Here is a 23,899-nt window from a genome sequence, read left to right as displayed (position 1 = left end):
CACGGCAAGGACAGGCGCGAAGCTCTCCTGGACCAACGCAATGATGTGCCGGACCGTCGTGTGCATCCGCCTCGTCGGGGCAGATGACGCCGGCGCGACAAGTGTGCTATGGGCGCCGCTACTCCCGTGCACAATTCGAAAGCCGCCCTATGAACGCTCCGCGCGTCTCCTTCGTCAGTCTCGGTTGCCCCAAGGCGCTGGTCGATTCCGAACGCATCCTGACGCGCCTGCGCGCCGAAGGCTACGAGATCGCCCGCAAGCACAACGGGGCCGACCTCGTGGTCGTCAACACCTGCGGCTTCCTCGACTCCGCGCGCGACGAGTCGCTCGCCGCCATCGGCGACGCCATGTCGGAGAACGGCAAGGTGATCGTCACCGGCTGCATGGGCGCGACGCCGGAGCTGATCCGTGAAAAACACCCCAACGTGCTGGCGATCACCGGACCGCAAGCCTACGAGAGCGTCATGGCCGCCGTGCACGAGGCGGCGCCGCCGGCACACGAGCCCTTCCTCGACCTGATCCCGCCACAGGGGGTCCGGCTGACGCCGCGCCACTACGCCTACCTGAAGATTTCCGAGGGCTGCAACAACCGCTGCTCCTTCTGCATCATCCCTGCGCTGCGCGGCGATCTCGCCTCGCGGCCTGCCGCCGACGTGCTGCGCGAGGCCGAAAGGCTGGTGAAGGCAGGGGTGAAGGAACTGCTGGTGATCTCGCAGGACACCAGCGCCTACGGCGTGGACATCAGATACGCGACCAGCCTCTGGCACGACCGCGAGGTGCGGGCGAAGTTCCTCGACCTGTCGCAAGAACTCGGCTCGCTCGGTGTCTGGGTGCGCATGCACTACGTCTACCCCTACCCGCATGTCGACGACGTCATCCCGCTGATGGCCGAGCGCAAGATCCTGCCCTACCTCGACATTCCCTTCCAGCACGCCTCGCCGCGGGTGCTGAAGAACATGCGTCGCCCGGCACATCAGGAGAAGACGCTGGAGCGCATCGGCCGCTGGCGCGAGATCTGCCCGGACCTCGCGCTGCGCTCGACCTTCATCGTCGGCTTCCCCGGCGAGACGGAAGAGGATTTCGAGATGCTGCTCGACTGGCTGGACGAGGCGAAGATCGACCGCGCTGGCTGCTTCAAGTACGAGCCGGTCGGCGGCGCGCGGTCCGAGGAACTGGGACTGCCCGCGGTGCCGGAGGAGATCAAGGAAGCGCGCTGGAACCGCTTCATGGCGAAGCAGCAGAAGATTTCGGCCAACCTCCTCAAGAAAAAGGTCGGCAAACGCCTGCCCGTCATCATCGACGAGGCGAACGGCACCGCCGCCAAGGGCCGCAGCCGCTACGACGCACCGGAGATCGACGGCGCCGTCCACGTCCAGTCGCGACGCCCCCTGCGCGTTGGCGACATTGTGACGGTGAAGATCGACGAGGCCGACGCCTACGACCTCTACGGCCAGGCGACCTAAGCCCGGTTAATGGTTAATTAAGGAAGTTTCCCGAGCGGGAACCGAAAGCGCTATTTTCCGGGCCTGAACGACGGGAGCCCGGAATGGCCGCATCCGCATCCGACGGCAAACGGACCGCAGCGAAGAGCGATCGCTTCGCGACGCTCGATCTCCTGCGCCTGGTCGCGGCAATGGCGGTGCTCGGCTTCCACTATCTCTATCGCGGCGCGGCGGGCGATCGCTACCTCGACACCGCCTTTCCGGAGGCGGCGCCGGTCGCGATCTACGGCTACCTCGGGGTCCACCTCTTTTTCCTGATCAGCGGCTTCGTCATCGCCTGGTCGGCGGAAGGGCGCGACTGGCAGTCCTTCGCCATCGCCCGTTTCGCTCGCATCTATCCAGGCTTCCTCGCCTGCATGGCGATCACCTTCGCCGTCCTGTTGATGGCGGCCGACCCGCGCCTGCCGGCGAGCCCGGCACAGTTCGCGGCCAACCTGGTCATCCTGTCGCCTGCGCTCGGCCAGCCCTTTATGGACGGGGTCTACTGGTCGATCGTGCTCGAACTCGTCTTCTACGGCTGGGTGGCGCTGGCGCTGGTGCTCGGGGTCTTCGACCGGTGGAAGATCCCGCTGGTCGCCGGATGGCTGGCGCTGTCGGCATTAAACGAGTTCTTCGTCGGCAGCGGCGCGTTGCGCATGCTTTTCATTACGGAGTACGCGCCGTGGTTCGCCGGCGGCATCCTTCTCCAGCACGTGTGGAAACACGGCCGGTCCGCCGAAACGCTGCTGCTTCTGGCCGCGAGCTTCCTGCTTTCGTGCAGCATGCTCCTGCCGGGACGGCAGTGGATGCTGGAACACTACGGGGAAGCCGTCGCGCTGCCGAATCTTTTGGCCGCCAATGCCGCTCTCTTCGCAATCGCGATCCTCGCCATCCGGTTCCACAGGACCGTGCCCGCGACGCCGCTGGTACTGGCGCTGGGCGGGATAACCTACCCGCTCTACCTGCTGCACCAGCACATCGGATACGCGGGCATCAACGCAATTCATTCGCAGATCGGTCGATCGCCGGCTGTCGTCCTCGTGACCATGGCGATGCTGGCGCTGTCGTGGGCTGTCTGGCGGTTCGTCGAGACGCCTGCGCGGCCGGCGCTTGTCGCCATGCTTGCGGCGGCGAGCACGAGGGCGCGGCTTGCATTCGCCCGCAGCACCCGTGCCGCGGCGCACTGAAGGGATGTCAGGCCCTGTCGAGCAGCGCCAGGTTGGCCTCGATCACAACGTCGTCCGGCAGCGAACGGCGCGCCTCCTCGAGGAGCGCCCGCGCCTTGGCGGGGTTGCCGCGCAGATATTGCGAGTAGCCCATGTTGGACACGATGCGCGGCTGGCGTCCCGCCACCTTGACCAGCTGGTCGTAGGCGCGGTCGGCGAAGTCGAACCGGCCGAGCTGGTCGTAGGACGCGGCTAGACCCAGCCAGGCTTCGGCACTGTCGGCGCGCAGTTCCACCGCCTTGCGGAAATGCTTCTCGGCCAGTCCGTAGTTCGCCTCGCGGAAATTGAGCTTGCCGGCCGCGAGATCGTCCTGGCTGACGTCGCCGGTCCCGGCAATCGCCGTGGTCTGCGTCGTGTCGATGGCGCCGGTCGTGTTGCTGCAGCCCGACAGCGCCAGAACGGTCAGCGCGATGGCGGCAACGATTTGCCTCGTATGTATGGTCATGGCCCCTGCCCCGGAATGCACGTCTTCGATCCAGGACGATAGCAGGCGCGTGTTAAACCGCCGTTCGGCGACTGCGCCGATTTTTCTACGTCGGGATCACGACCCGTTAACCAGCCGGCTCACTGGATGCCGGCCGAGTACTTCACGATCACTGGAATGATCGCAATCAGGATGACGACGGGGAGAATGCAGACCGTCACCGGGACCGACATCTTGGCCGGCAGCGCGTGCGCCTTCTCCTCGGCGACCGACATGCGCTTGTTGCGCATGTCGTCGGAGAACACGCGGAGCGCGCCTGAAAGGCTGGTGCCCAGTTCCCGCGACTGCTGCAGGAGCGTCGCGAAGGAGCGGACCTCCTCGAGGGAGAGCCGGTCGCCGAGCGACTTCAGCGCGTCGTCCATGCCGCGTCCGGCCCTGAGTTCGATCGAGACGAGCTGGAGGTTCTGTCCGAGCGAGGGATAGGTGACCGAGATTTCGCGCGCCACCCGCTCGATGCCGGCTTCCATGCTCATGCCGGCGTCGCAGCATACGATCATAAGGTCCATGAAGTCGGGAAAGCCGTTGCGATACTCCCCCATGCGCGCCGCCACGATGCGCGACAGCACCAGTCCCGGCAGGAAGTAGCCGAAGATCGCCAGAGCGCCGATCGTCCCCCAGCGCTCGAAGGGCGACGAGCCGATACCGAGCATCTCCACCAGGACGAAACCGGCGACCGCACCCGCCACGAGACCAGCGAAGCGACAGAGGAAATAGCGTCCGACAGCGCTCGGATCCATGTAGCCGGCCTGGATGAGCTTCAGTCGGATGCGTGCGACGCTCTCGGGATCGCTCTTGGCGTAAAATTCTTGCGCGGTCTTCACGGCCTTGTCCTGCACCGCGCTCTTTCGGCTGCGGCGATCCGGCTGGCTCGAGCCTTCCTCCTGCGCCAACCCTTCGACGCGCAGCCGTCGCTTGACGTCGCTCTTGGCGCGGTCGCCGGCGAGCATCGGCCAGGCGAGCGCGCCGCCGCCTACCAGAAGGAGCGCCAGCGCGGCGATCGCCGTCGGCCCGATTTCCGTCAGGGATGCGAGGGGTTCCAGCATGTCAAAACCGGAAAGTCGCCATCTTGAACATCATGAAGTTGCCGAGGAACAGCCAGAAGCCGGTTGCCGCCAGGAGATACCAGGTTAGAGGCTCGCCGATCACCGCGCCGTACATGTCCGGCACCAGAATGATCATGGCGAGCCCGAGCAACATCGGGACCGCCGTCAGGATGTAGGCCGACATGCGACCTTCGGTGGAAATCGACTTCACCTTCCGCCGCAGCTTGCCGCGCTCGCGGATCACCGTCGCCAGGCCATCGAGGATCTCGCGCAGGTTTCCGCCCGTAGTGGCCTGGATCGAGACCGCGGTGACGAAGAGCGGCAGGTCCTCGTGCCCGACCCGCTGGAACATGTTGTTGAGCGCCGTCACGAGGTCGGAGCCGTAGGTGACCTCGTCGGCGATGAGGCCGAACTCGGTGCCGATCGGATCGGGCATCTCGCGCGCCACCATGGCGATCGCCACCGGCACGGGATGCCCGGCCTTGAGGCTTCGCGTGATCAGTTCGAGCGCCTCAGGAAGCTGGATGCCGAAGCGCTTGTGCCGCTTCTTGCGAAGGAAGCGCAGCACGACGAAGGGCAGCGCCAGCATCAGCGGCGGGAGCGCGAGAATCCCGAGGCGCAGCGAAAGCCCCATATAGATGGCGCCGAGTACGAGCGCGAATGCCGTTCCCGAAGTTACCAGGAGGAACTTCGTCAGCGGCATCACCAGTCCGGATTGCGTCCGCAGGTCGCGCAGGCGGGCGAGCGAGAAGACCGAGCGCGAGGTTCCGACGCCGCGTTCCTTGCGCAGCTGGATCAGCACCTGTTCCTGGCTGAGCTTGGACTGCTGGAGTTTCATGCGGCGGTTGATCGTGCTGCGCCGGTCGCTGCGGCCGGCATAGAGCAGATACGCGGCCTCGGCGATCAGAATGCCGCAGATCGCAGCGGCGGCGTAAACGAGGTGTACGGTGGTGAACTCCTCGACCACGGGCTACTCCTGCGGCCGTCCCGGCTCGAAATACTTGCCGGGGAACTCGATGCCCATGGCCTTAAGGTCGTCGAGGAAACGCGGCCTGATACCCGTCGCCTCGAAGTGCCCGACGATCTTGCCGTCGTTCTCGGTCGCCGTACGCACGAAGCGGAAAATCTCCTGCATCTGGATGACGTCGCCCTCCATGCCCGTCACCTCGGCGACGCTCGTCACCTTCCGCTTGCCGTCGGAGAGGCGCGTGAGCTGGACGATGATGTCGAGCGCGCTGGCGATTTGGCTGCGAATCGAGGAGACCGTCATCGGCATTCCGGTCATGCCGAGCATCTGTTCGAGGCGGCCGATGGCGTCGCGCGGCGTGTTGGCGTGGATCGTGGCCATCGAGCCTTCGTGGCCGGTGTTCATCGCCTGGAGCATGTCGAAGGCTTCCTCGCCGCGGCACTCGCCGAGGATTACCCGGTCGGGACGCATGCGCAGCGCGTTCTTGACGAGGTCGCGCTGCCTGATCTCGCCATTGCCTTCGATGTTGGGCGGACGTGTCTCCATGCGGGCGACATGCGGCTGCTGGAGCTGCAACTCGGCCGCATCCTCGATGGTGATCAGGCGCTCGTCCTCGGGGATGAAGGCCGACAGGGCATTGAGCATCGTCGTCTTGCCCGTGCCCGTGCCGCCGGAGATGATCGTCGTCTTGCGGGCGTGCACCGCCGCCGCCAGCACCTCGGCCATCGGCTGCGTGATCGCGCCGAACTCGACCAGCTTGTGAAGTCCGAGCTTGTTCTTGGAGAATTTTCGAATCGACACCAGCGGTCCGTCGACGCCGACCGGCCGGATGGCGGCATTGAAGCGCGAGCCGTCGAGCATGCGCGCGTCGACCATCGGCGAGGATTCGTCCACCCGGCGGCCGACCGCCGCGACGATCTTGCTGATGATGCGCAGCAGGTGGGCCTCGTCCTTGAACGGCACGTGGATTTGCTGAAGCTTTCCATGCCGTTCGACGAAACAGTTCTCATGGCCGTTGATCAGGATGTCGTTGATCGTCGGATCCTTCAGCAGCGGCTCCAGCGGCCCCAGGCCGACCATCTCGTCGACGATGTCGTCCACGAGGTCGTCCAGTTCGGCGACGTTGATCGCCATGCGCTCCTCGCGCGTCTTTTCCGACACGAAGTCGTGCACCTGGCGGCGCATCTCGTCCCGCGGCAGCTTCTCCAGTGCGACGAGGTTGATCTCCTCGATGAGCATGCGATGGATGCGGCTACGCGCCTCGACGACCCGGTTGGAGGTCTTCGCCTGCGCGGCGGTCGCGTCCGTCTTGGGTTCGGGCTTTCGCGTTGTCGGGATGACGACCGGCTTCGACCGCTCGGCGGCCGGTGCCTCCGGCTTGCGATCGGCCGGAATCGTGCGGTTCTGCAGTGCTGAAAAGCGGCTCGACATGATCTGCGTCGTTTCCCGTCCTCACCCGGCCTTCTTCAGGAAACCCGGCCGAAACTTGAACAGCGACCGCGACTTGGCCGCAGCCGCGTTCGCTTCGTCCGGCAGGATGATGCGCTTCAGGTCCTTGACCACGTTCGCCTCGGCGTCGATCTCGTGCAGCGGCACGCCACGGTCGACCGCTTCGCGCACGAGCTTGTAGTTGTTCGATATCCCGCCAACGAAATGATCGCCGAGCAGTTCTTCCACGTCGGACTGCTTGACGCCGCCCTCGAAGCGGCGCTGCTCGAAGCGGTTGACGATGACGCTGGGACGCACCTCCTTGCCGACCGTGTGGTGGAAAGCCTGGATGAGCCGTTGCGTCTGGCGCAAGCACGGCACCGTCATTTCCGTGACGATGTAGAGTTTGTTGGAGCCAAGCAGCACGGCTTCCGTCCAGGGAAACCAGGTGCGCGGCATGTCGATCACGACATTGTCGAAATAGGCCGACACGAGGTCGAGCATGCGCACCACGATCTCGGTGTTGAAGGTGCGCATCTCGGTTGGGCTCGTCGGTGCGGCGAGAACACAAAGACCGCTCTCATGCTTGGAGAGCATCACGTCGAGCAGCTGTCGGTCGAGCCGGTCCGGCTGGTTCTCCACCTCGGCTATGTCGAAGCGTGGTTCGAGGTCGAGATACTCGGCGCATGCCCCCTGCTGGAGATTGAGGTCGACCACGCAGGTCGATGCGCCGTGCAAGACTGAATTGTGCAGCTGGAACGCCGTCTGGAGCGCGAGCGTGGTGTTGCCGACCCCGCCGGCCGCCGGGACGAAGGTGTGGATCTGCGCCTCCGGATTCTCCTCGCGGCCGGTTCCATGGAGAGCGCGGATGCCGGATCGCACCAGGTCTGCCGTCGTCACCGGCTTGACGAGGAAATCCGCGACCTTGAGCTGGACGAGCATCCGGGCGGCCGCAGCGTTGAAGCTGGCCGTCACCACCACGACCGGCGTGCGGCCTTCCAGCTTGCGGGTCAGCCGCTGGAGCGCTTCGATGTCGCCGACCTGCGACGCATCGAGATCGACGATGACGGCACCGGCCTCGGCCTGCTGCACCTCGCCGCGAAGGTCGGCGACCGGGCTTTCGATGACGACCAGCTCGATCGCCTCGGACGTCGCGAAAGCGACGCGCGTCTCCTTGACGAACTCCCGGTCGGTCGAGACCAGTGCAATACGCTTCTTCTGCGCTTCGGCACTCATAGGCTGCTCCTAGTCGTCCGCGCCGGTACCGGCGGACGAATCGTCCGTTGCGGTCGACGTGGTCAGAATGGTCCGGTCTGCGGGCACATCCAGATCGGTGTCCTCGACGCCGGGCTGCCAGGGATCGACCATCTGCATCACCGTGTTCGCCGCAATGGCGTCGCCCGCCCCACGGGTGACGCCGTCGACCCGCATGTAGTCGGACGACGTGCACGCCGGCAGCGCCGCGAGCATCGCAAAACCAGTCAGCACTCTTAAACAGCCGAGGGTCATCAGGACTTCCTCAATTCAGGTCCAGGAAATGGCCCGGCCCGCGCGCCGCGGCGATCGCGCCCGCCTGGCGCGCAGCCGTCTGCACCCGCAGGGCTTCCGCGACCCTCGCCTCGTCCTGGTTTCCGAGGAAATAGTCGACGCTGCTGGCCGGCGGCACCCGGTCGGTCGGAGTGACGGGTTTTTTGGACGGGTCGATCGGCTGAACGAGGAAGGGGGTGATGATGATCACGAGGTCGGTCTCGCGCCGCTGATACGCCTTCGAGGAGAACAGGTTGCCCAGCACCGGAAGCTTCGAGAGCCCCGGGACGTTCTGGGTGGTGATATCGTTCTGCGTCTGCAGGAGACCAGCGATCATGAAGCTCTGGCCGCTCTTCAGGTCGACCGAGGTCTGTGCGCGCCGCACGATGAACCCCGGAATCGCGATGTCGCCGACCTTGTATGAGGATGACGGATCGACCGACGAGACTTCCGGTTCGATGTCGAGGCTGATCAGCCCGCCACTGAGGACTTTCGGCGTGAAATCGAGGCTGACACCGAATTTCTTGTACTCGACGGTGATCTTGTTCTCGTCCTGCGCGACGGGGATCGGGAATTCGCCGCCGGCGAGGAAGCTCGCTTTCTCTCCGGAGCGGGCGATCAGGTTCGGTTCCGCCAGACGCCGGGCGACGCCCTTGTCTTCGAGGGCGGTGATCGCGAGGTCGATTGTGAGCCCGCCCGTCGTCAGCGCGCCGATGATCTTGGCTGCGGGCGTGTTCGAGGAGACTTTCGGGCTCGTGTTGAAACTGATGCCGCCATTAGCGTCCGAATAGGCGACGCCGAGCGCGGCGCCGAGTTCCTGGCCGACCTGCCGATTGATCTCGACGAAGCGGACGTTGAGTTGCACCTGCTGGGAGGACGAGATGTCGACCGAATCGATGATCTCCTCGCCGTCGGAGAACCGGGTGGCGATGCGGTTGGCCTTTTCGGCGGCAACCGCATCCTCGGCCGATCCCGACAGGACAAGGCGGCCATTGGCGGATTCCACCTTGATGTCGGCTCCCGGGACGGCTTCGCGGATCGTCGATGCGAGTTTGCCCGTGTCGAGCGTCACCTCGATGTCGACCGTGCCGACCAGCTGCTTGTTCTCGTCAAAGAGGGCGATGCCCGTGGTGCCGAGCTTGTTGCCCAGCACGTAGAAGGACTTGTCGGTGAGCGGACTGACGTTGGCGATCTCCGGATCGCCGATGACGATTTCGTAGAAGGGCGTCGCCGTCTTGATCGTCTGCGGCTTGCCGCGTGCGACCTTGATCGACGCCGGATTGTTCGAGGAGATGTGGATCACCCCGCCATTGGCATTTGCCGGCGTTCCGGCCGACGCGAAGCCGGCCAGGAGGCACGATGCGATGAAAATCGCCCGCGCCGCCCTGACCGGGCCTGTTGCTCTCCCGATGGTCCGCATGTCGTTCTTACCCCAGCCCGCGTACGGGCACCCCACTGCTCACCTGGCGTCCGGCACCTGGTATGACTGTCCCTCTTCGGTGCCCCGTGTGACGATGATGGTCTTGAATTTCGGTTCGTTCTGGCCGCTCGCCACGGCTGCGACCGCGTTCGCCGCCTGGGCCATTTCCTCGCCGACCGATCCGCCGAAGGCCGAGATGGTCATGAGGCCCGCTTTCGAGACCTTGGCCTCGCCTGCCGAGCGCAGCGACAGGGACAGCGTCCCGATCGTTCGCGCCAAAGCGATTTTCTGGGCTCCCTCGGCGTTCACTTCGACGGTGACCGAGTTCACGATCTTCGGATTGATGTCCCTCGTATCGGCGCCCTGCCCGACCGTGAGCACCTTGACGTTCTCCAGCACCACCTCGCTGGTCACTGTCGATCCGGCGGCTTCCTTTGCCGCCCGCTCGACCTCCATGATGCGTCCGGCATCGCGCGTCAGCGTGATGTCGATCCGGTCGCCCGGCGTGATGAACCCGCCGACCCCGGCGACCTCGTCGGTCTTGATGGTTACGGCGCGCATTCCCGGCGACAGAAGGTTCGAGAGGGTGGCGCGCCCGTCAGCTCCCGAAAGCTTGGACAGCAACACCGGCTCGCTGACTTCGACGGGCGACAGCACGACGCGCGCGCCTCCCGCCATAAGCGCGTCAATCTTGGCGAAGGCGCCTTCCGGGAGCGATTCCTGCGGCCAGGCGATCTCGGAAAGCATCTCGCGTGCGATCGGCATGCCGTAGCGCAGCGGCTGCGTGGCGACGACGATCGTCCCGAACTCGACCGCGGGGCCGGCGGGAACCTCCACGGTCACTTCGGCCGTGCGCGCATTGGCGGCGCTCTTGATCCAGAAGTCCGCCGCAAAGATCGAAATCGCGCCGAAAACGGCGGCGATCCCGACCATCGTAATGATCCTGCTTCTCACTTTTGCCCCGGAGTAGCCTGTTTCGATCGGTAGCTTTCCACCCTGAAGGCGAATCCTCAACAAATGCCGATCATGCAGCCGGCTATGCACACCGATCGCGCGCCGTGGTTATCGGTCGGTTAGGGAATTGGTTCGAAATCGATGGGACAATGGATCGAACGGAACAGGAACCGATATCGCCCGGCCCAGCTTCCGTGGCACTATTGAATGTGATTCGCTGACCGGATATCTGCACCGCATGGATGACAGCAACAACGATCTCTTCGCCGCGCTCGATCGGGCGCAGCCGCAGGAAAAGGCGCCCGCCGAGCGCCCGGCCGCGGCACCGAGGAGGGCCGCCCCTCGTCCGCAGCCGGCGGTAACGGATGCGAGCGACGCTTACAGCGCCGCCGACATCGAGGTTCTGGAAGGGCTGGAGCCGGTTCGCCGCAGGCCGGGCATGTATATCGGCGGCACCGATGACAAGGCGATGCACCACCTCTTCGCCGAGGTGATCGACAATTCGATGGACGAGGCCGTGGCCGGCCATGCCACCTTCATCGAGGTCGAACTCGGCGCCGACGGCTATCTCACCGTCACGGACAACGGCCGCGGCATTCCCGTCGACCCGCATCCGAAGTTCAAGGACAAGTCGGCGCTCGAGGTCATCATGACCACGCTGCACGCCGGCGGCAAGTTCGACTCCAAGGTCTACGAGACGTCGGGAGGCCTGCACGGCGTGGGCATTTCGGTCGTCAACGCGCTGTCCGACGATCTCGAGGTGGAAGTCGCGCGCGGGCGAAAGCTCTACCGCCAGCGCTTTTCGCGCGGCGTGCCGCAAGGCCCGCTCGAGATGCTTGGCGACGTGCAGAACCGGCGCGGCACGCGCACGCGCTTCCATCCCGACGAGCAGATCTTCGGCAAGGGCGCGAAGTTCGAGCCGGCGCGGCTCTGCCGCATGGCGCGGTCGAAGGCGTATCTGTTCGGCGGCGTCGAGATCCGCTGGTCCTGCGCGCCGGAACTCATCACCGGCAAGGACGAGACGCCCACCAAGGCGGTGTTCCATTTTCCCGGCGGGCTGAAGGACTATCTGGCCGCCTCGCTCGGCGACGATTTTCAGGTCACGCGCGAGATCTTTGCCGGCAAGAGCGACAAGCAGGCCGGCCACGGCTCGGTCGAGTGGGCGGTCACCTGGTATGGCGGCGACGGCTTCGTCAATTCCTACTGCAACACCATTCCGACGCCCGAGGGCGGCACGCACGAGGCCGGCTTCCGCGGCGTGCTGACCCGCGGCCTGCGCGCGCACGCCGAACTGACCGGCAACAAGCGCGGCTCGATCATCACCTCCGAGGACGTGATGATCTCGGCCGCCAGCATGCTGTCGGTGTTCATCCGCGAGCCGGAATTCGTCGGCCAGACAAAGGATCGCCTGGCCACCCTGGAGGCCCAGCGCATCGTCGAGACGGCCGTCCGCGACCAGTTCGACCACTGGCTAGCCGACAATCCGCAGGAAGCTTCGAAACTCCTGGAATGGGTCATCGCGCGCGCCGACGATCGGGTGCGCCGGCGCCAGGAAAAGGAAGTGTCCCGCAAGAGCGCAGTACGCAAGCTGCGGCTGCCCGGCAAGCTGGCCGACTGTTCGCAGAACGCCGCAGCGGGGGCGGAAATCTTCATCGTCGAGGGCGATTCGGCCGGCGGTTCGGCCAAGCAGGCGCGCGACCGCGCCAGCCAGGCGGTGCTGCCGCTCCGCGGCAAGATCCTGAACGTCGCCTCGGCCGGCTCCGACAAGCTCGCTGCCAACCAGCAGATTTCGGACCTGATCCAGGCGCTCGGCTGCGGCACCCGCTCGAAGTACCGCGACGAGGACCTGCGCTACGACCGCGTGATCATCATGACCGACGCGGACGTGGACGGCGCCCACATCGCGTCCCTGCTCATCACCTTCTTCTATCAGGAGATGCCGGACCTGATCCGCGGCGGCCATCTCTTCCTGGCCGTGCCGCCCCTCTACCGCATCAGCCAGGGCGGCAAGGTCGCCTATGCGCGCGACGACGCCCACAAGGACGAACTGCTGCGCACCGAATTCACCGGCAAGGGCAAGATCGAGCTCGGCCGCTTCAAGGGTCTCGGCGAGATGATGGCCGCCCAGCTCAAGGAGACCACCATGGACAAGAAGAAGCGCATGCTGCTTCGGGTCGAGGTGCTGGACGATGCCGCGGCGACGAAGTCGATGGTCGACGCCCTCATGGGCACCAAGCCGGATGCCCGGTTCCGCTTCATCCAGGAGCGGGCGGAATTCGCGCATACGGAAGAGCTGGATATCTGAGGGGCGGCACGGCTTCGCCACAACTCAGTCGCGACAAGGAAGTCTGTATCGAAGCCGGTGCCTACATCGGAAACAGGTTCAGCTTCAGGTGGGCGAATGGCCTTGGGCCTCGTCTGGCAACCTTTTCACGCGCCATGGCAGGATCGCTTGCCGCGAGAGGCTGCGCTTCGCCCTCATCACCCCCCCATTCCCGTCAGCAGGCGCGGAGAGCGGTCCCCGTCGACGGCCACGGCGACGATTTTCCGCCCGGCGACGAACGCGCGTGCGTTCAATCTTATTCATCCTCGGTTCATCTGGGTTACGTTAGGTCACCTTTCGGCTGAACCGGCCACCCTAATGCCGACTAGGCCTCTCTAACACTTGAAGAAATCGTATTAGGAGGGTTCTCTTGAAAATGTTTGTAAACATCACCCGTTCGGTGCCTGCGATCTGTGGCGCGGGGCTTCTCGCGGCGGTCTTCACCGTCGGCGCGTCGACCGTCGCCTCGGCCCAGCAGCGCTCCACGTTCCAGGACAGCTGCTCGAACATCCGTTACACCGAGCAGGATGGCAACGCGATGATCGCCGCCGACTGCCGCCGCAGCAACGGTTCGGTCAACGCCGCCACCGTTGTCATCAAGGGCATCGACAACTCCGAAGGCAAACTGACCCATACGGCCGGCAACAACCCGTCATCGTTCCAGCGCTCCTGCGAGAACATGAGCATCCAGATGGGAGGTCCGTCCGGCGTGATGCTGATGGGCAGCTGCCGCACGTCGCAAGGCAACTACCTCGACGCGTCGACGGCGATCTGGGACGTCAACAACATCGAAGGCGAGCTGAAGTACCCGTATTGATCGGCTCCGAAAGAAGAGGCTCGGCGCTTGTCGTCGAGCCTCATTTCCGGATTTCTTGACCTGGTGATGCCAGGCGACGTCGCCGACAAATCCTCCCCTTACATCCCCTCGGGTCCGCGGTTCATCGCCGCCACGCCCGTACGACAGACTTCGACGAGCCCCAGCGGCTTCATGATCGCAATGAACTGCTCGATCTTGGAGACTCGACCGGTGATCTCGAAGATGAAGTGCTCGGTGTTGGCATCGATCACCTGGGCGCGGAAGGCGTCGGCAAGACGCAGCGCCTCGACGCGGTCGTCTCCCGTTCCCGAAACCTTCACCATGGCCAGTTCGCGCTCCAGCGGACGATCTTGTCCGCGCTCCTGCGCCACGACCGAGAGATCGACCACCCTGTGCACAGGCACGATGCGTTCCAGCTGATGCCTGATCTGCTCCAGCACGTGCGGCGTGCCGCGCGTGACGATGGTGATGCGCGAGAGATGCTTCTCGTGCTCGGTTTCCGACACGGTCAAGCTGTCGATGTTGTAGCCCCGCCCCGAGAACAGCCCGATGACGCGCGCGAGCACGCCGGGCTCGTTGTCGACGAGGACGGAGAGCGTATGGGTTACCGGTTTCTCGGTCTCGCTGGCGATGAAATAGGCGGAGCCGGTGGGCTGGAGCTGGGCGTTCATTTCAGGATTTTCCTTAGCTTTTCAAGCGCTTCATCGGGGGTGCTGCCGACTGCGATCCAGGAAGGCGGATCGACCCAGAACATCGAAGCGTCAACGTCGGAGCCCAACGGTCCATCGTCCGACATCAGGCAGAAATCGGCGCGCGTCACCCCCTCCTCCGTCAGGTCTGTAGCACAGGTGATGGCCAGCCAGCCGCCACCGGAATAGACACCCGAATAGCGATCCTGCATCACGACGAATGGGTGGGTCGACGGCATCAAATCACACCAGTTCCCTGCCCTTGGCGTCGATTGCGTTCGCCACCGCCTCGTCGGTTGCCTCGTCGGGCAGCAGCATCTCGTTGTGCGCCTTGCCCGATGGGATCATCGGAAAGCAGTTGGCGAGCGTCGCCACCCGGCAGTCGAAGAGCACCGGCTTCCTTACCTCGATCATCTCGGCGATGGCATCGTCGAGTTCGCCCGGCTTCTCGCAGCGGATGCCGTGGCCGCCATAGGCTTCCGCCAGCTTCACGAAGTCGGGCATCGCCTCGGTATAGGAATGCGACAGCCGGTTGCCGTGCAGGAGTTGCTGCCACTGGCGCACCATGCCCATGTACTGGTTGTTCAGGATGAAGATCTTGATCGGCGCGTCGAACTGGACGGCCGCGCTCATCTCCTGGATCGTCATCTGCACCGAGGCATCGCCGGCGATGTCGATGACCAGCGCTTCCGGATGCGCGATCTGCACGCCCAGCGCCGCCGGCAGTCCGTAGCCCATCGTGCCCAGTCCGCCCGAAGTCATCCAGCGGTTCGGCTTCTCGAAGCCGTAGTGCTGGGCGGCCCACATCTGGTGCTGCCCGACTTCGGTGGTGATGTAGGTATCGCGATCCTTCGTCGCCTCGTAGAGCCGCTGGATGGCGTACTGCGGCATGATGACGTCGTCGTTAGGTCGATAAGCGAGGCAGTCGCGGGCGCGCCAGCGCTCGATCTGCTCGAACCAGGGATGCAGCGCGCTCTTGTCCTGCCGCACGGTCGCGCGCCACAGCCGAACCATGTCCTCCAGCACGCGGCCGACATCGCCGATGATCGGCACGTCGGCGCGAACGTTCTTGTTGATCGACGACGGATCGATATCGACGTGGATCTTCTTCGAGTTCGGCGAGAAGGCATTGATGCGGCCGGTAATGCGGTCGTCGAAGCGCGCGCCGAGGCACAGCATCACGTCGCAGTCGTGCATGGCCATGTTGGCCTCGTAGGTGCCGTGCATGCCGAGCATGCCGAGCCATTTCCTGCCGCTCGCCGGATAGGCGCCGAGCCCCATCAGCGTCGAGGTGATCGGGAAGCCGGTCAGGTCCACCAGTTCGCGCAGCAGGTGGCTGGCTTCGGGTCCGGAATTGATGACGCCGCCGCCCGTATAGATCACCGGCCTCTTGGCCGTCGCCATCAGCGCCACGGCGGCCTTGATCGCTTCCAGATCGCCCTGCATCTTGGGCTGGTAGGACGTGCGCGGCGCGGTCTGCGGCGGCGTGTAGATGCCCCTGGCAAACTGGATGTCCTTCGGCACGTCGACGACCACCGGACCCGGGCGCCCCGTCGTGGCGATGTGGAAGGCCTCGTGCAGGATGCCGGCCAGTTCGTTGACGTCCTTCACCAGCCAGTTGTGCTTGGTGCAGGGCCGCGTGATCCCGACCGTGTCGCACTCCTGGAATGCGTCCGATCCGATCAGCGACGTCGGAACCTGCCCGGTAATGCAGACGAGTGGGATGGAATCCATCAGCGCGTCCTGCAGCGGTGTCACCGCGTTGGTGGCGCCCGGACCCGAGGTGACGAGCATCACGCCCGCCTTTCCGGTGGAACGGGCGTAGCCTTCGGCAGCGTGGCCGGCGCCCTGCTCGTGACGGACGAGGATGTGCTGCACTTCTTCCTGCTGGAACAATTCGTCGTAGATCGGAAGAACCGCCCCGCCGGGATAGCCGAAGATGTGCTTGACCCCATTATCGATCAGCGCCTGCACGACCATCTCGGCTCCCGTCATTTCGCGCCGACCGGTCTCGCTCTGAGCCTTGTTCATCGTCCTGTTCCCGTTGCTGTCCGCCCTGCGGGGCGATTGAAGGCGTCTAGTTCCGTTTCGAGCAATAAAAAAGGCCCCCGGAGGAGCCTGTGTTTCGCGCATGGGGTGCTGTCGCCCGGCGGTTACACCGCCCTGCCCATCCGCGCGCCTACTACGAGAATGATCCCTGTCGTCATGGGCGCGGACATTAAGGTGCAATGGTTCGTCCTGTCAACGCAGAAAATGCGGCTGCGATAGCCCGCCGTATATCCACGACGGATGCGTTTACCCGCCGTGAACCATCCACTCTCACGCGTCCTTAACCCCACTATGTTAGTCCTGCCTTTAAAACGAAGAGAAAAAGACGGGGATGCTTGAGATGTATGCCGAGGACGGAGCACGCGGAGAGTCTACGGCTCAGGATCGCCGTGACCCCAGGCAGCCCGATGCGCGCATGCTCGGCCGCGTCATCAACTGCGATGGCGCGCGCGCGAGCATCGCTTCCTATGCCGACGCCGCCGAAGGCGCGCCGACGAACCTGTGGAACATCGGAAAACTGATCTCCGTCAACACCGGTCATTCACGCCTCGTCGGCCTGGTTTCCTCGATCGAGATGCCGTCCGGCATCTGGCTCGAGGATTCCCACAACCCCATCAAGGTTCACCTGGAACTGATAGGCGAGGTTCGCGACGAGGAAGGCACCAGGAAGCCGATCTTCGACCGGGGCATCACGACCTATCCCAACATCGGTGCGATCGCCCACCAGATCCGCGTGCGCGACCTCGAGGCCGTGTATCAGCTTGCCGGGCGAAAATCCGTGTCCATCGGATGTCTGTCCCAGAACGCAAACATCAGCGCGCGAATCTCGGTCGAGTCGATGCTGAACCGGCATTTCGCGATCGTCGGCACCACAGGCGTCGGAAAGTCGACCGCGGTCTCGCTGCTACTACACAAGGCGATCGAGGAGAGGCCGGACCTGCGCATTCTGATCCTCGACCCGCACAACGAGTTCTACGTCGCCTTCAAATCCAAGGCCGCGCGTCTCGACCAGACGACGCTCGACCTGCCGTTCTGGCTGTTCCGCCTGGAGGAGCTGACCGAGGTCCTGTTCAGGGGCCGCGACAACGTCGTGGAGGAGATCGACATCCTCCGCGACCTCATTCCGGTCGCCAAGGTCAACTACCGCAACCCGGGCGGCGGCCTCAGGCTGCGCCGCTCATCCGACATGGGATCGATCACCGCCGACACGCCAATTCCCTATCGCATGTCCGACATCCTGCGCCTGATCGATGAGCGTATGGGCATGCTGGAGTCCAAGGCCGAACGGCCCGCACTGAAGTCCCTGAGGGGGCGCATCGAGAGCGTGGTGAACGATGCCGCCTTCCGTTTCATGTTCGGCTCGCACATCATCGAAGACAACATCCACGAGGCGATCGGCAAGATCTTCCGCGTGCCGCATAACGGCAAACCGGTCATGTGCTTCCAGCTGGCGGGCATGCCCTCCGAGGTCGTCAATTCCGTCTGCTCGGTGCTTGCAAGGCTTGCATTCGATCTCGCCCAGGGCAGCCAGGGCAAGCTGAAGCTCCTCGTGGTCTGCGAGGAAGCCCACCGCTACATGCCGTCCGACCACAGGCTGGGCTTCGCGCCGACGCGGCATGCGTTGGCCCGCATCGCCAAGGAGGGACGCAAGTACGGCTGTTATCTCGGGGTCGTCACGCAGCGCCCGGGAGAACTGGACCCGACAATCCTGTCGCAGTGCTCGACGGTCTTCGCGATGCGTCTCGCCAACGACCGTGACCAGGACATCATCCGTTCGGCGATTGCGGACTCCTCAGCATCCACTCTCGCGTTCCTGTCGTCGATGGGACAGCGGGAGGCGATCGCCTTCGGCGAGGCGGTGGCGACACCCATGCGCCTGAAGTTCGAGGAACTCGACCAGTCGCTGATCCCGGGCGCACATGCGGATGCCACCATCGGAGAGGCGGCGCTGGACGATGAGGTAGACCTTGCGTCCATCATCGAGAGCATGCGCCGCATCGACCGGCCGGCGCTGGGCGCGGATCCGGAAACGGACCCCTCCTTCTTCGGAGAGCAGAGCCCCCTTCTCAAGCGTCCCGTCGCAGAATTCGAGATGCCGCTGCCGCAACGTCCCGAAACGCCCGAACGGCGCCCTCTTCGCCGCTTCGGCGATGGCAGCTTCAGGCAGAACAGGGACTAAACACCTTCCGCCATCCTGTCCGAACCAACTGACCGCTGTAGCCGGTGGGCAATTGCGCACGGCTCCCGCCGCATGGCCAAATGGCGGCCGATGGCGACGCGCATGGTGTCGACTGCGGAGAGCCTCAGGCGCAGACGCGGTTGCGGCCCATTCGCTTCGCCTGGTAGAGCATCCGGTCCGCGCGCCGGAAGAAGTCCTCGGCACTTTCTTTCCGATCCCACACCGCAAGCCCGACGCTGGTCGTCACCCGTAGCGTCACGTTGCCCGTACTGACCGAGAGCTGCGCTATGGCGAGACGGATGCGCTCGGCGAGCTTCGTCAGCGATTCCTTGTCCATGTTGGGCGCCACCACCGCGAACTCCTCGCCCCCCAGCCGCGCGGCGACGTCGTGGTGGCGGGTGAAGTCGCGCAGGCAGTTCGCCACGACTTTGAGCACCTCGTCGCCGACGTCATGGCCATGCGTGTCGTTCACGGTCTTGAAGTGGTCCAGGTCGAGGATGACGAGGCCGACCGGCTTGTTGATGCGCTTGAACTCCTGCAGGTATTCGCGAAGCGCATCGTCGAAATAGCGCCTGTTCTGCATGCCGGTGAGGCTGTCGGTCAGCGCCGCGTGCTCGAGGGTCTGCGAACGCGCGCTCAAGGTTTCGGTCATGGCCCTGAGCTTGCCTTCCTCCCTCACCTGCGTGCGGATCAGTGGGTAGATGAAGAACATCCCAAAGGTAAGCGCGGTCGCCGTGAGTACGGCGGAACCGAAAAGTAGCCGCACGACGGTGAGCGTGTGCGCGTGCGGACCGTAGTCGAAGCTGTAGTCGCCTAGGGAATGATAGGCGTAGACGGTCAGCACGCCTGATACCAGAATCAGCGCGACGAACACGAAGAATGCCGTCTCCGATTTATGGAAGCGCATCTGACCCCTATCAAGCTCGGAGCATGGTCGCACGGTCTGAATTACGGGCGCGTTAATAACTACAACTCACGCGCGAATAAGAAGTGAACGTCAAAGACGTGGCGACTTCTAGACTGTCAAAGGTAAATCAGGGTTTTCGGATATCGACGGCATTTGGATCTTTCGCCATTCGGGCCCGAACTGCGTCCGAAACCAGGTTGCCTGACGCTTGGCGTACTGCCGCGTGGCTGCCTTCGCACGCGCCACCGCCTCATCGAGAGAGACCTCCCCCCGCAGAAACCCGCCAAGTTCGGGAACGCCGATCGCCTTCATCGCCGGGAGCGCGGGATCGAGTCCGAGGTCAAGCAACCGCCGTACCTCGTCGAGGCCGCCCGCCTCCATCATACGTTCGAATCGGCCATCGATCCGGGCGCGTAGCGCGGTTCGGTCCGGATCGATCACGAACATTTGAACGGACGACCTGTCAACCAGAGGCCTGCCCGGCCTCGACTGCCATTCGCCGATCGTACGCCCGGTCGCTTCCAGGATTTCCAGCGCACGCACGATGCGCTGCCCGTCCGCGGGGCGAATGCGCTCGCCGGACCCCGCGTCCATCTCGCATAGCATCCGGTGAAGTGCATCGGCTCCTTCGTGAAGCAGCCGTTCGCGCCACTTGTCGCGGATTTCGGCGGGGACCGGCGGCATTTCGGACAGCCCCTCGGTCATCGCGCGGAAGTAGAGCCCCGTCCCTCCCGTGAAGATATAGCGCTTGCGCTGGCCGGCGGTTTGCCTCGGCAGCGCCGCGACGTCGCGCAGCCAGGCGCCGGTCGAATATCTCCGGTCAGGCTCGACATGGCCGTAGAGGTGGTGGGGCACCTGCGCGAGTTCGGCCTCGCCAGGCCGCGCGGTCAGGATGCGCAGGACCGCGTAGACCTGCATGGAATCCGCATTGACGATTTCGCCGCCCGTGGCCTTCGCGACGGCCAGCGCCAGCGCCGACTTGCCGCTGGCGGTCGGTCCCGCTATCAGGATCGCGTCCTTCAGCGGCCCCGGGCCGATCTCCGGAGCTTCTCCTCCCGTGTCATTCGTTGCCACCATCATCTCCAGCCCTGAGACTGCGGCCGTCTCAGCCGGTATCGCGCATACCGCGACGCGAGCGATTGGTGCAAGCCGATGCCGCTGGCTGTCCGAGGGTATCGCCTGCGATATCCCCCTGCCGAATGGCTTCGCCCCGGCAGAGGCCGAAACGGTGCTGCGCGACACACTCGCCGGCTTGCCGGTCGACGTCGCGGTCCAGAGGGAGGATTCGCGGCGCAAGCGGTTGCTCGTCGCCGACATGGATTCCACCATGATCGACCAGGAATGCATCGACGAACTCGCGGCCGAAATCGGGCTCAAGGAACACGTTGCCGCCATCACGGCGCGGGCGATGAACGGCGAGATCGCGTTCGAGCCCGCCTTGCGGGAAAGGGTGGCGCTGCTGAAGGGTCTGCCCCTTCCCGTCATTGGCGCGGTGATCGCGGGGCGCATCACGCTGGCAAAGGGCGGGCTTGAGCTGGTCACGACGATGAAGCGGCACGGCGCGTGGACCGCTCTGGTATCGGGCGGCTTCACCATGTTCACCGGTCCCGTGGCGGCGAAACTCGGATTCGACGAGCATCAGGCGAACACGCTGCTTCACGAGGACGGAAAGCTGACCGGCGCGGTCGCCGAACCCGTGCTGGGGCGCGAGGCGAAGGCGACGGCGTTGCGTGCCGCATGCGAGCGGCTGGGCATTACAACCGACGATGCGCTGGCCGTGGGCGACGGCGCCAACGACCTCGACATGCTGCGCCTGGCCGGCATAGGTGTCGCCCTCCATGCAAAGCCCTCGGTGGCCGAGCAGGCCCGCTTCCGCATCGATCACGGCGATCTGACCGCCCTGCTCTATCTCCAGGGCTACGGGCGCGACGACTTCGCCGCATGAGGGCATTGCGCACGCAACGGCTCATCCTCCGCAACTGGGAGGACCGGGACCGCGAGCTGTTTTTCCGCATCAACTCCGACGACGCTGTGATGACCTTCTTCCCGTTCCGCCGGAGCAGGCAGGAAGCTGACGACTTCATGGAACGGCTGCGGGCCCGGATCGCGGCACAGGGCTACGGCTTCACAGCCCTCGAACTCGCCGCAACGGGTCAGGCGATCGGCTTCGCGGGCCTGAATCCCGCCGGGCTGGAGCCCGTCCTGCCGGCCGACACCATCGAGATCGGCTGGCGTCTGGCACCGGAGTTCTGGGGAAAGGGCCTCGTCACCGAAGCCGGCGAAGCCTTGCTCGCCTTCGGGTTCGAGGAACTCGATCTCGACGAGGTCGTCTCCTTCGCGGTCTGGAACAATGACCGTTCGACCGCGGTAATGCGGCGCCTCGGCATGCGGCCCGACGCGGCCCGGGACTTCGATCATCCGAAAGTCCCCGACACGCACCCGCATCTGAAGCGGCACATCTTCTACGGCTTGACGCGCAGCGCGTGGCGCGAAAGGAAAAAGGCGGCCCGCTGAGCCGCCTTTCCCGCATTCACAAAGATGGTTGCGCGGTTTGCTTCACGCCGCGCTCCAACTCAATCCATCCGCAGGGTGATGAAGCGCAGTTCGCCGGTCTTGGACGCAAGCATCAGAAGCGCGTTGCGGCGGCCCTGCTCCCTCAGCGCGGTGATCCGGTCGACCACGTCCTGCGGTGACGAGACCGATTCCTGCGCAATCTCCGTAATCACCTCGCCGGCCTTGACGCCCTTTTCGGCGGCGGCGGAGTTCTCCGCCACTTCGGTGATGACGACGCCGGAAACGTCCGGCGATATCTCGAAGCGCGCGCGCGTTTCGTCGTCGAGTTCGCCGACCGTCATTCCGAGCACCGACGCAGTCGCCAGCGCGTCCTCTTCCTGACCCTGACCATCTTCGCCGCCGCTTTCGTCCGAGGCGAGCTGTTCGCTGTCCTCGAGCCGTCCGAGCGTCACCTCGACGGTCTGCTGCTCACCCTTTCGGATGATGACGACCTCGACGGCCTGCCCGACCGGGCTGTCGGCTACGATGCGCGGCAGGTCGCGCATGCTTTCGATCTCTTTGCCGTCGAACATGGTGATCACGTCGCCAGGCTGGATGACGCCGTTGTCGACCGGGCCACCCTTGATGATGCCGGCGACGAGCGCGCCCTTTGCGTTCGGCATCCCGAGGCTCTCCGCTATGTCGTCTGTAACCGGCTGGATCCGCACGCCGAGCCAGCCGCGATGCGTCTCGCCGAATTCGCGCAGTTGCGAGATGACGTTCTCTGCCAGGCGGGCGGGGATGGAGAAGCCGATGCCGATGGAGCCGCCGGAAGGTGAGATAATCGCCGTGTTGATGCCGATCACCTTGCCCTCCATGTTGAAGAGCGGGCCGCCGGAATTGCCGCGGTTGATGGCGGCATCCGTCTGGATAAAGTCGTCGTAGGGTCCGGCATTGATGTTTCGGTTGCGAGCGGACACGATGCCGACCGTCACCGATCCGCCGAGCCCGAACGGGTTGCCGATCGCCATGACCCAGTCGCCGATCCGGATGGCATCGGAATCTCCGAATGAAACGGCCTTCAGCTTCTTCCTGGTCGGATCGACCTTCAGAACCGCCAGGTCGGTCTTGGTGTCCCTGCCGACCAGTTCCGCCTTCAGCTTGGACCCGTCGGAGAAGTTCACCTCGATTTCGTCGGCGTCGGCAATGACGTGATTGTTGGTGACCACGATGCCCTCCGCTGCGTCGAGCACGAAGCCCGAGCCGAGAGACTGCACGCGCCGAGGCATGCCGTCGCCTTGGCGGTTCTGGAAGAACTCATCGAAGAAGTCTTGGAAGGGAGAGCCTTCAGGAAGGTCTGGCATCGGCACGTTGCCCGAACCTCCGCCCGGCGAGTTCTGCGAGGTCGATATGTTGACCACTGCCTCGAGCAGGTTCTCGGCGAGATCGGCCACCGATGCGGGACCTTGCGTCTGGGCGAAGGCGGGAGCGGCCGGAAGCGCCAGCCCCATCACGGCGGACACTGCGAAGGCGCCAAGCGTAGCCTTTCGGAATGAAACCGGAACTCGCATCAGAGCCATGTAAGAAATCTCCCGAGCCACGTGGGCGCCGCATTGGAACCGGGCGTATGGCGAATGCTGCCGCGCCACGCACCGACATCCGGAGCGTTTGCCAGAATTGGGGCGCGTTTGCGACAATATACGGCGGCAGCGGATAAAACCTGCGTTATCCCCTCACCAGCCAGACCACCGCGACCCCGAGCGCGACGGCTGCGAGACCGCCATAGCGCAACGTATTCTCCGGCAGTTCCTGCATTTCCATCGCGAGCCGCTTCGCCACCGCAGGGAAGCCGCCATAGATGACGCCCTCGATCACGAGCACGAGACCGAGGGCGGCAAAGAAATCGCTCATT

General features: G+C 64.7%; 22 protein-coding genes. 7 read left to right on the top strand and 15 right to left on the bottom strand.

What is annotated here, in order from left to right; all coding sequences use genetic code 11:
* Positions 1-149 precede the first annotated feature (149 nt).
* Positions 150-1,463 carry a 30S ribosomal protein S12 methylthiotransferase RimO gene (gene rimO, locus ABGN05_RS06020; protein ID WP_367953055.1) on the top strand — a complete coding sequence of 438 codons (1,314 nt, stop codon included), beginning with the start codon at positions 150-152 and terminating at the stop codon, positions 1,461-1,463.
* Positions 1,464-1,546: 83 nt separating this feature from the next.
* On the top strand, positions 1,547-2,668 hold the full coding sequence (locus tag ABGN05_RS06015; RefSeq protein ID WP_367953054.1) for an acyltransferase family protein: 1,122 nt from the start codon (positions 1,547-1,549) through the stop codon (positions 2,666-2,668).
* Between the two features lie 7 nt (positions 2,669-2,675).
* Here ABGN05_RS06015 and ABGN05_RS06010 read toward each other — a convergent pair whose 3' ends face one another.
* The 8 genes from ABGN05_RS06010 to cpaB form a co-directional block, all read right to left on the bottom strand.
* Positions 2,676-3,152, bottom strand: coding sequence for a tetratricopeptide repeat protein (locus ABGN05_RS06010; protein ID WP_367953053.1), 477 nt, complete (start codon positions 3,150-3,152; stop codon positions 2,676-2,678).
* Positions 3,153-3,271: 119 nt separating this feature from the next.
* On the bottom strand, positions 3,272-4,234 hold the full coding sequence (locus ABGN05_RS06005; RefSeq protein WP_367953052.1) for a type II secretion system F family protein: 963 nt from the start codon (positions 4,232-4,234) through the stop codon (positions 3,272-3,274).
* Between the two features lies 1 nt (position 4,235).
* Positions 4,236-5,201, bottom strand: a complete 966-nt coding sequence (locus tag ABGN05_RS06000) for a type II secretion system F family protein (protein WP_367953051.1) — start codon at positions 5,199-5,201, stop codon at positions 4,236-4,238.
* A gap of 3 nt (positions 5,202-5,204) precedes the next feature.
* Positions 5,205-6,632: a TadA family conjugal transfer-associated ATPase gene (locus ABGN05_RS05995; protein ID WP_367953050.1), complete on the bottom strand. Its 1,428-nt coding sequence runs from the start codon at positions 6,630-6,632 to the stop codon at positions 5,205-5,207.
* A gap of 21 nt (positions 6,633-6,653) precedes the next feature.
* Entirely contained in the window at positions 6,654-7,865 is a 1,212-nt protein-coding gene (locus ABGN05_RS05990; RefSeq protein ID WP_367953049.1) for a CpaE/TadZ family protein, read from the bottom strand.
* Between the two features lie 9 nt (positions 7,866-7,874).
* The gene (locus ABGN05_RS05985; protein ID WP_367953048.1) at positions 7,875-8,138 is read right to left on the bottom strand and encodes a hypothetical protein; all 264 of its coding nucleotides are present in this window, start codon (positions 8,136-8,138) and stop codon (positions 7,875-7,877) included.
* Between the two features lie 10 nt (positions 8,139-8,148).
* Positions 8,149-9,576: a type II and III secretion system protein family protein gene (locus ABGN05_RS05980; protein WP_367953047.1), complete on the bottom strand. Its 1,428-nt coding sequence runs from the start codon at positions 9,574-9,576 to the stop codon at positions 8,149-8,151.
* Positions 9,577-9,615: 39 nt separating this feature from the next.
* On the bottom strand, positions 9,616-10,509 hold the full coding sequence (gene cpaB / locus ABGN05_RS05975; RefSeq protein ID WP_367953046.1) for a Flp pilus assembly protein CpaB: 894 nt from the start codon (positions 10,507-10,509) through the stop codon (positions 9,616-9,618).
* A 259-nt stretch (positions 10,510-10,768) separates the two neighbouring features.
* Here cpaB and parE point away from each other — a divergent pair, with 259 nt between their 5' ends.
* Positions 10,769-12,835 carry a DNA topoisomerase IV subunit B gene (parE, locus tag ABGN05_RS05970; RefSeq protein WP_367953045.1) on the top strand — a complete coding sequence of 689 codons (2,067 nt, stop codon included), beginning with the start codon at positions 10,769-10,771 and terminating at the stop codon, positions 12,833-12,835.
* A 394-nt stretch (positions 12,836-13,229) separates the two neighbouring features.
* Positions 13,230-13,670 carry a CVNH domain-containing protein gene (locus ABGN05_RS05965; RefSeq protein WP_367953165.1) on the top strand — a complete coding sequence of 147 codons (441 nt, stop codon included), beginning with the start codon at positions 13,230-13,232 and terminating at the stop codon, positions 13,668-13,670.
* A gap of 98 nt (positions 13,671-13,768) precedes the next feature.
* Here the strand turns inward: ABGN05_RS05965 and ilvN are convergent, their stop codons facing one another.
* From ilvN to ABGN05_RS05950, 3 genes are read right to left on the bottom strand one after another with little or no spacing between them, the layout of a single operon-like run.
* A complete protein-coding gene (ilvN, locus tag ABGN05_RS05960) occupies positions 13,769-14,341 on the bottom strand; it encodes an acetolactate synthase small subunit (protein WP_072605014.1) in 573 nt (190 codons plus the stop codon).
* On the bottom strand, positions 14,338-14,598 hold the full coding sequence (locus tag ABGN05_RS05955) for a hypothetical protein (RefSeq protein WP_367953044.1): 261 nt from the start codon (positions 14,596-14,598) through the stop codon (positions 14,338-14,340). The genes ilvN and ABGN05_RS05955 overlap by 4 nt, the downstream gene beginning before the upstream one ends.
* Positions 14,599-14,602: 4 nt before the next feature.
* A complete protein-coding gene (locus ABGN05_RS05950; protein ID WP_367953043.1) occupies positions 14,603-16,390 on the bottom strand; it encodes an acetolactate synthase 3 large subunit in 1,788 nt (595 codons plus the stop codon).
* 358 nt (positions 16,391-16,748) lie between these two features.
* On the opposite strand from ABGN05_RS05950, the gene ABGN05_RS05945 reads away from it, so the two are divergent.
* Positions 16,749-18,587, top strand: a complete 1,839-nt coding sequence (locus ABGN05_RS05945; protein ID WP_367953164.1) for an ATP-binding protein — start codon at positions 16,749-16,751, stop codon at positions 18,585-18,587.
* A 124-nt stretch (positions 18,588-18,711) separates the two neighbouring features.
* On the opposite strand, the gene ABGN05_RS05940 is transcribed toward ABGN05_RS05945, so the two are convergent.
* Together ABGN05_RS05940 and miaA are read right to left on the bottom strand one after the other, a co-directional pair.
* Entirely contained in the window at positions 18,712-19,494 is a 783-nt protein-coding gene (locus ABGN05_RS05940; protein WP_367953042.1) for a GGDEF domain-containing protein, read from the bottom strand.
* A gap of 108 nt (positions 19,495-19,602) precedes the next feature.
* Positions 19,603-20,571: a tRNA (adenosine(37)-N6)-dimethylallyltransferase MiaA gene (miaA, locus tag ABGN05_RS05935; RefSeq protein ID WP_367953041.1), complete on the bottom strand. Its 969-nt coding sequence runs from the start codon at positions 20,569-20,571 to the stop codon at positions 19,603-19,605.
* Here miaA and serB point away from each other — a divergent pair.
* Positions 20,552-21,439 carry a phosphoserine phosphatase SerB gene (gene serB, locus ABGN05_RS05930; RefSeq protein ID WP_367953040.1) on the top strand — a complete coding sequence of 296 codons (888 nt, stop codon included), beginning with the start codon at positions 20,552-20,554 and terminating at the stop codon, positions 21,437-21,439. The two genes, miaA and serB, sit on opposite strands and share 20 nt — an antisense overlap.
* Positions 21,436-22,008 carry a GNAT family N-acetyltransferase gene (locus ABGN05_RS05925; RefSeq protein ID WP_367953039.1) on the top strand — a complete coding sequence of 191 codons (573 nt, stop codon included), beginning with the start codon at positions 21,436-21,438 and terminating at the stop codon, positions 22,006-22,008. The genes serB and ABGN05_RS05925 overlap by 4 nt, the downstream gene beginning before the upstream one ends.
* A 59-nt stretch (positions 22,009-22,067) precedes the next feature.
* Here the strand turns inward: ABGN05_RS05925 and ABGN05_RS05920 are convergent, their stop codons facing one another.
* Together ABGN05_RS05920 and ABGN05_RS05915 are read right to left on the bottom strand one after the other, a co-directional pair.
* On the bottom strand, positions 22,068-23,561 hold the full coding sequence (locus ABGN05_RS05920; protein WP_373695900.1) for a DegQ family serine endoprotease: 1,494 nt from the start codon (positions 23,559-23,561) through the stop codon (positions 22,068-22,070).
* 151 nt (positions 23,562-23,712) lie between these two features.
* The gene (locus ABGN05_RS05915; protein WP_367953038.1) at positions 23,713-23,898 is read right to left on the bottom strand and encodes a DUF2065 domain-containing protein; all 186 of its coding nucleotides are present in this window, start codon (positions 23,896-23,898) and stop codon (positions 23,713-23,715) included.
* Position 23,899: the final 1 nt, after the last annotated feature.

The organism is Aquibium pacificum, from assembly GCF_040839445.1.
Classification (GTDB): Bacteria; Pseudomonadota; Alphaproteobacteria; order Rhizobiales; family Rhizobiaceae; genus Aquibium; species Aquibium pacificus.
This window is presented reverse-complemented; position numbering and strand designations above follow the sequence as displayed.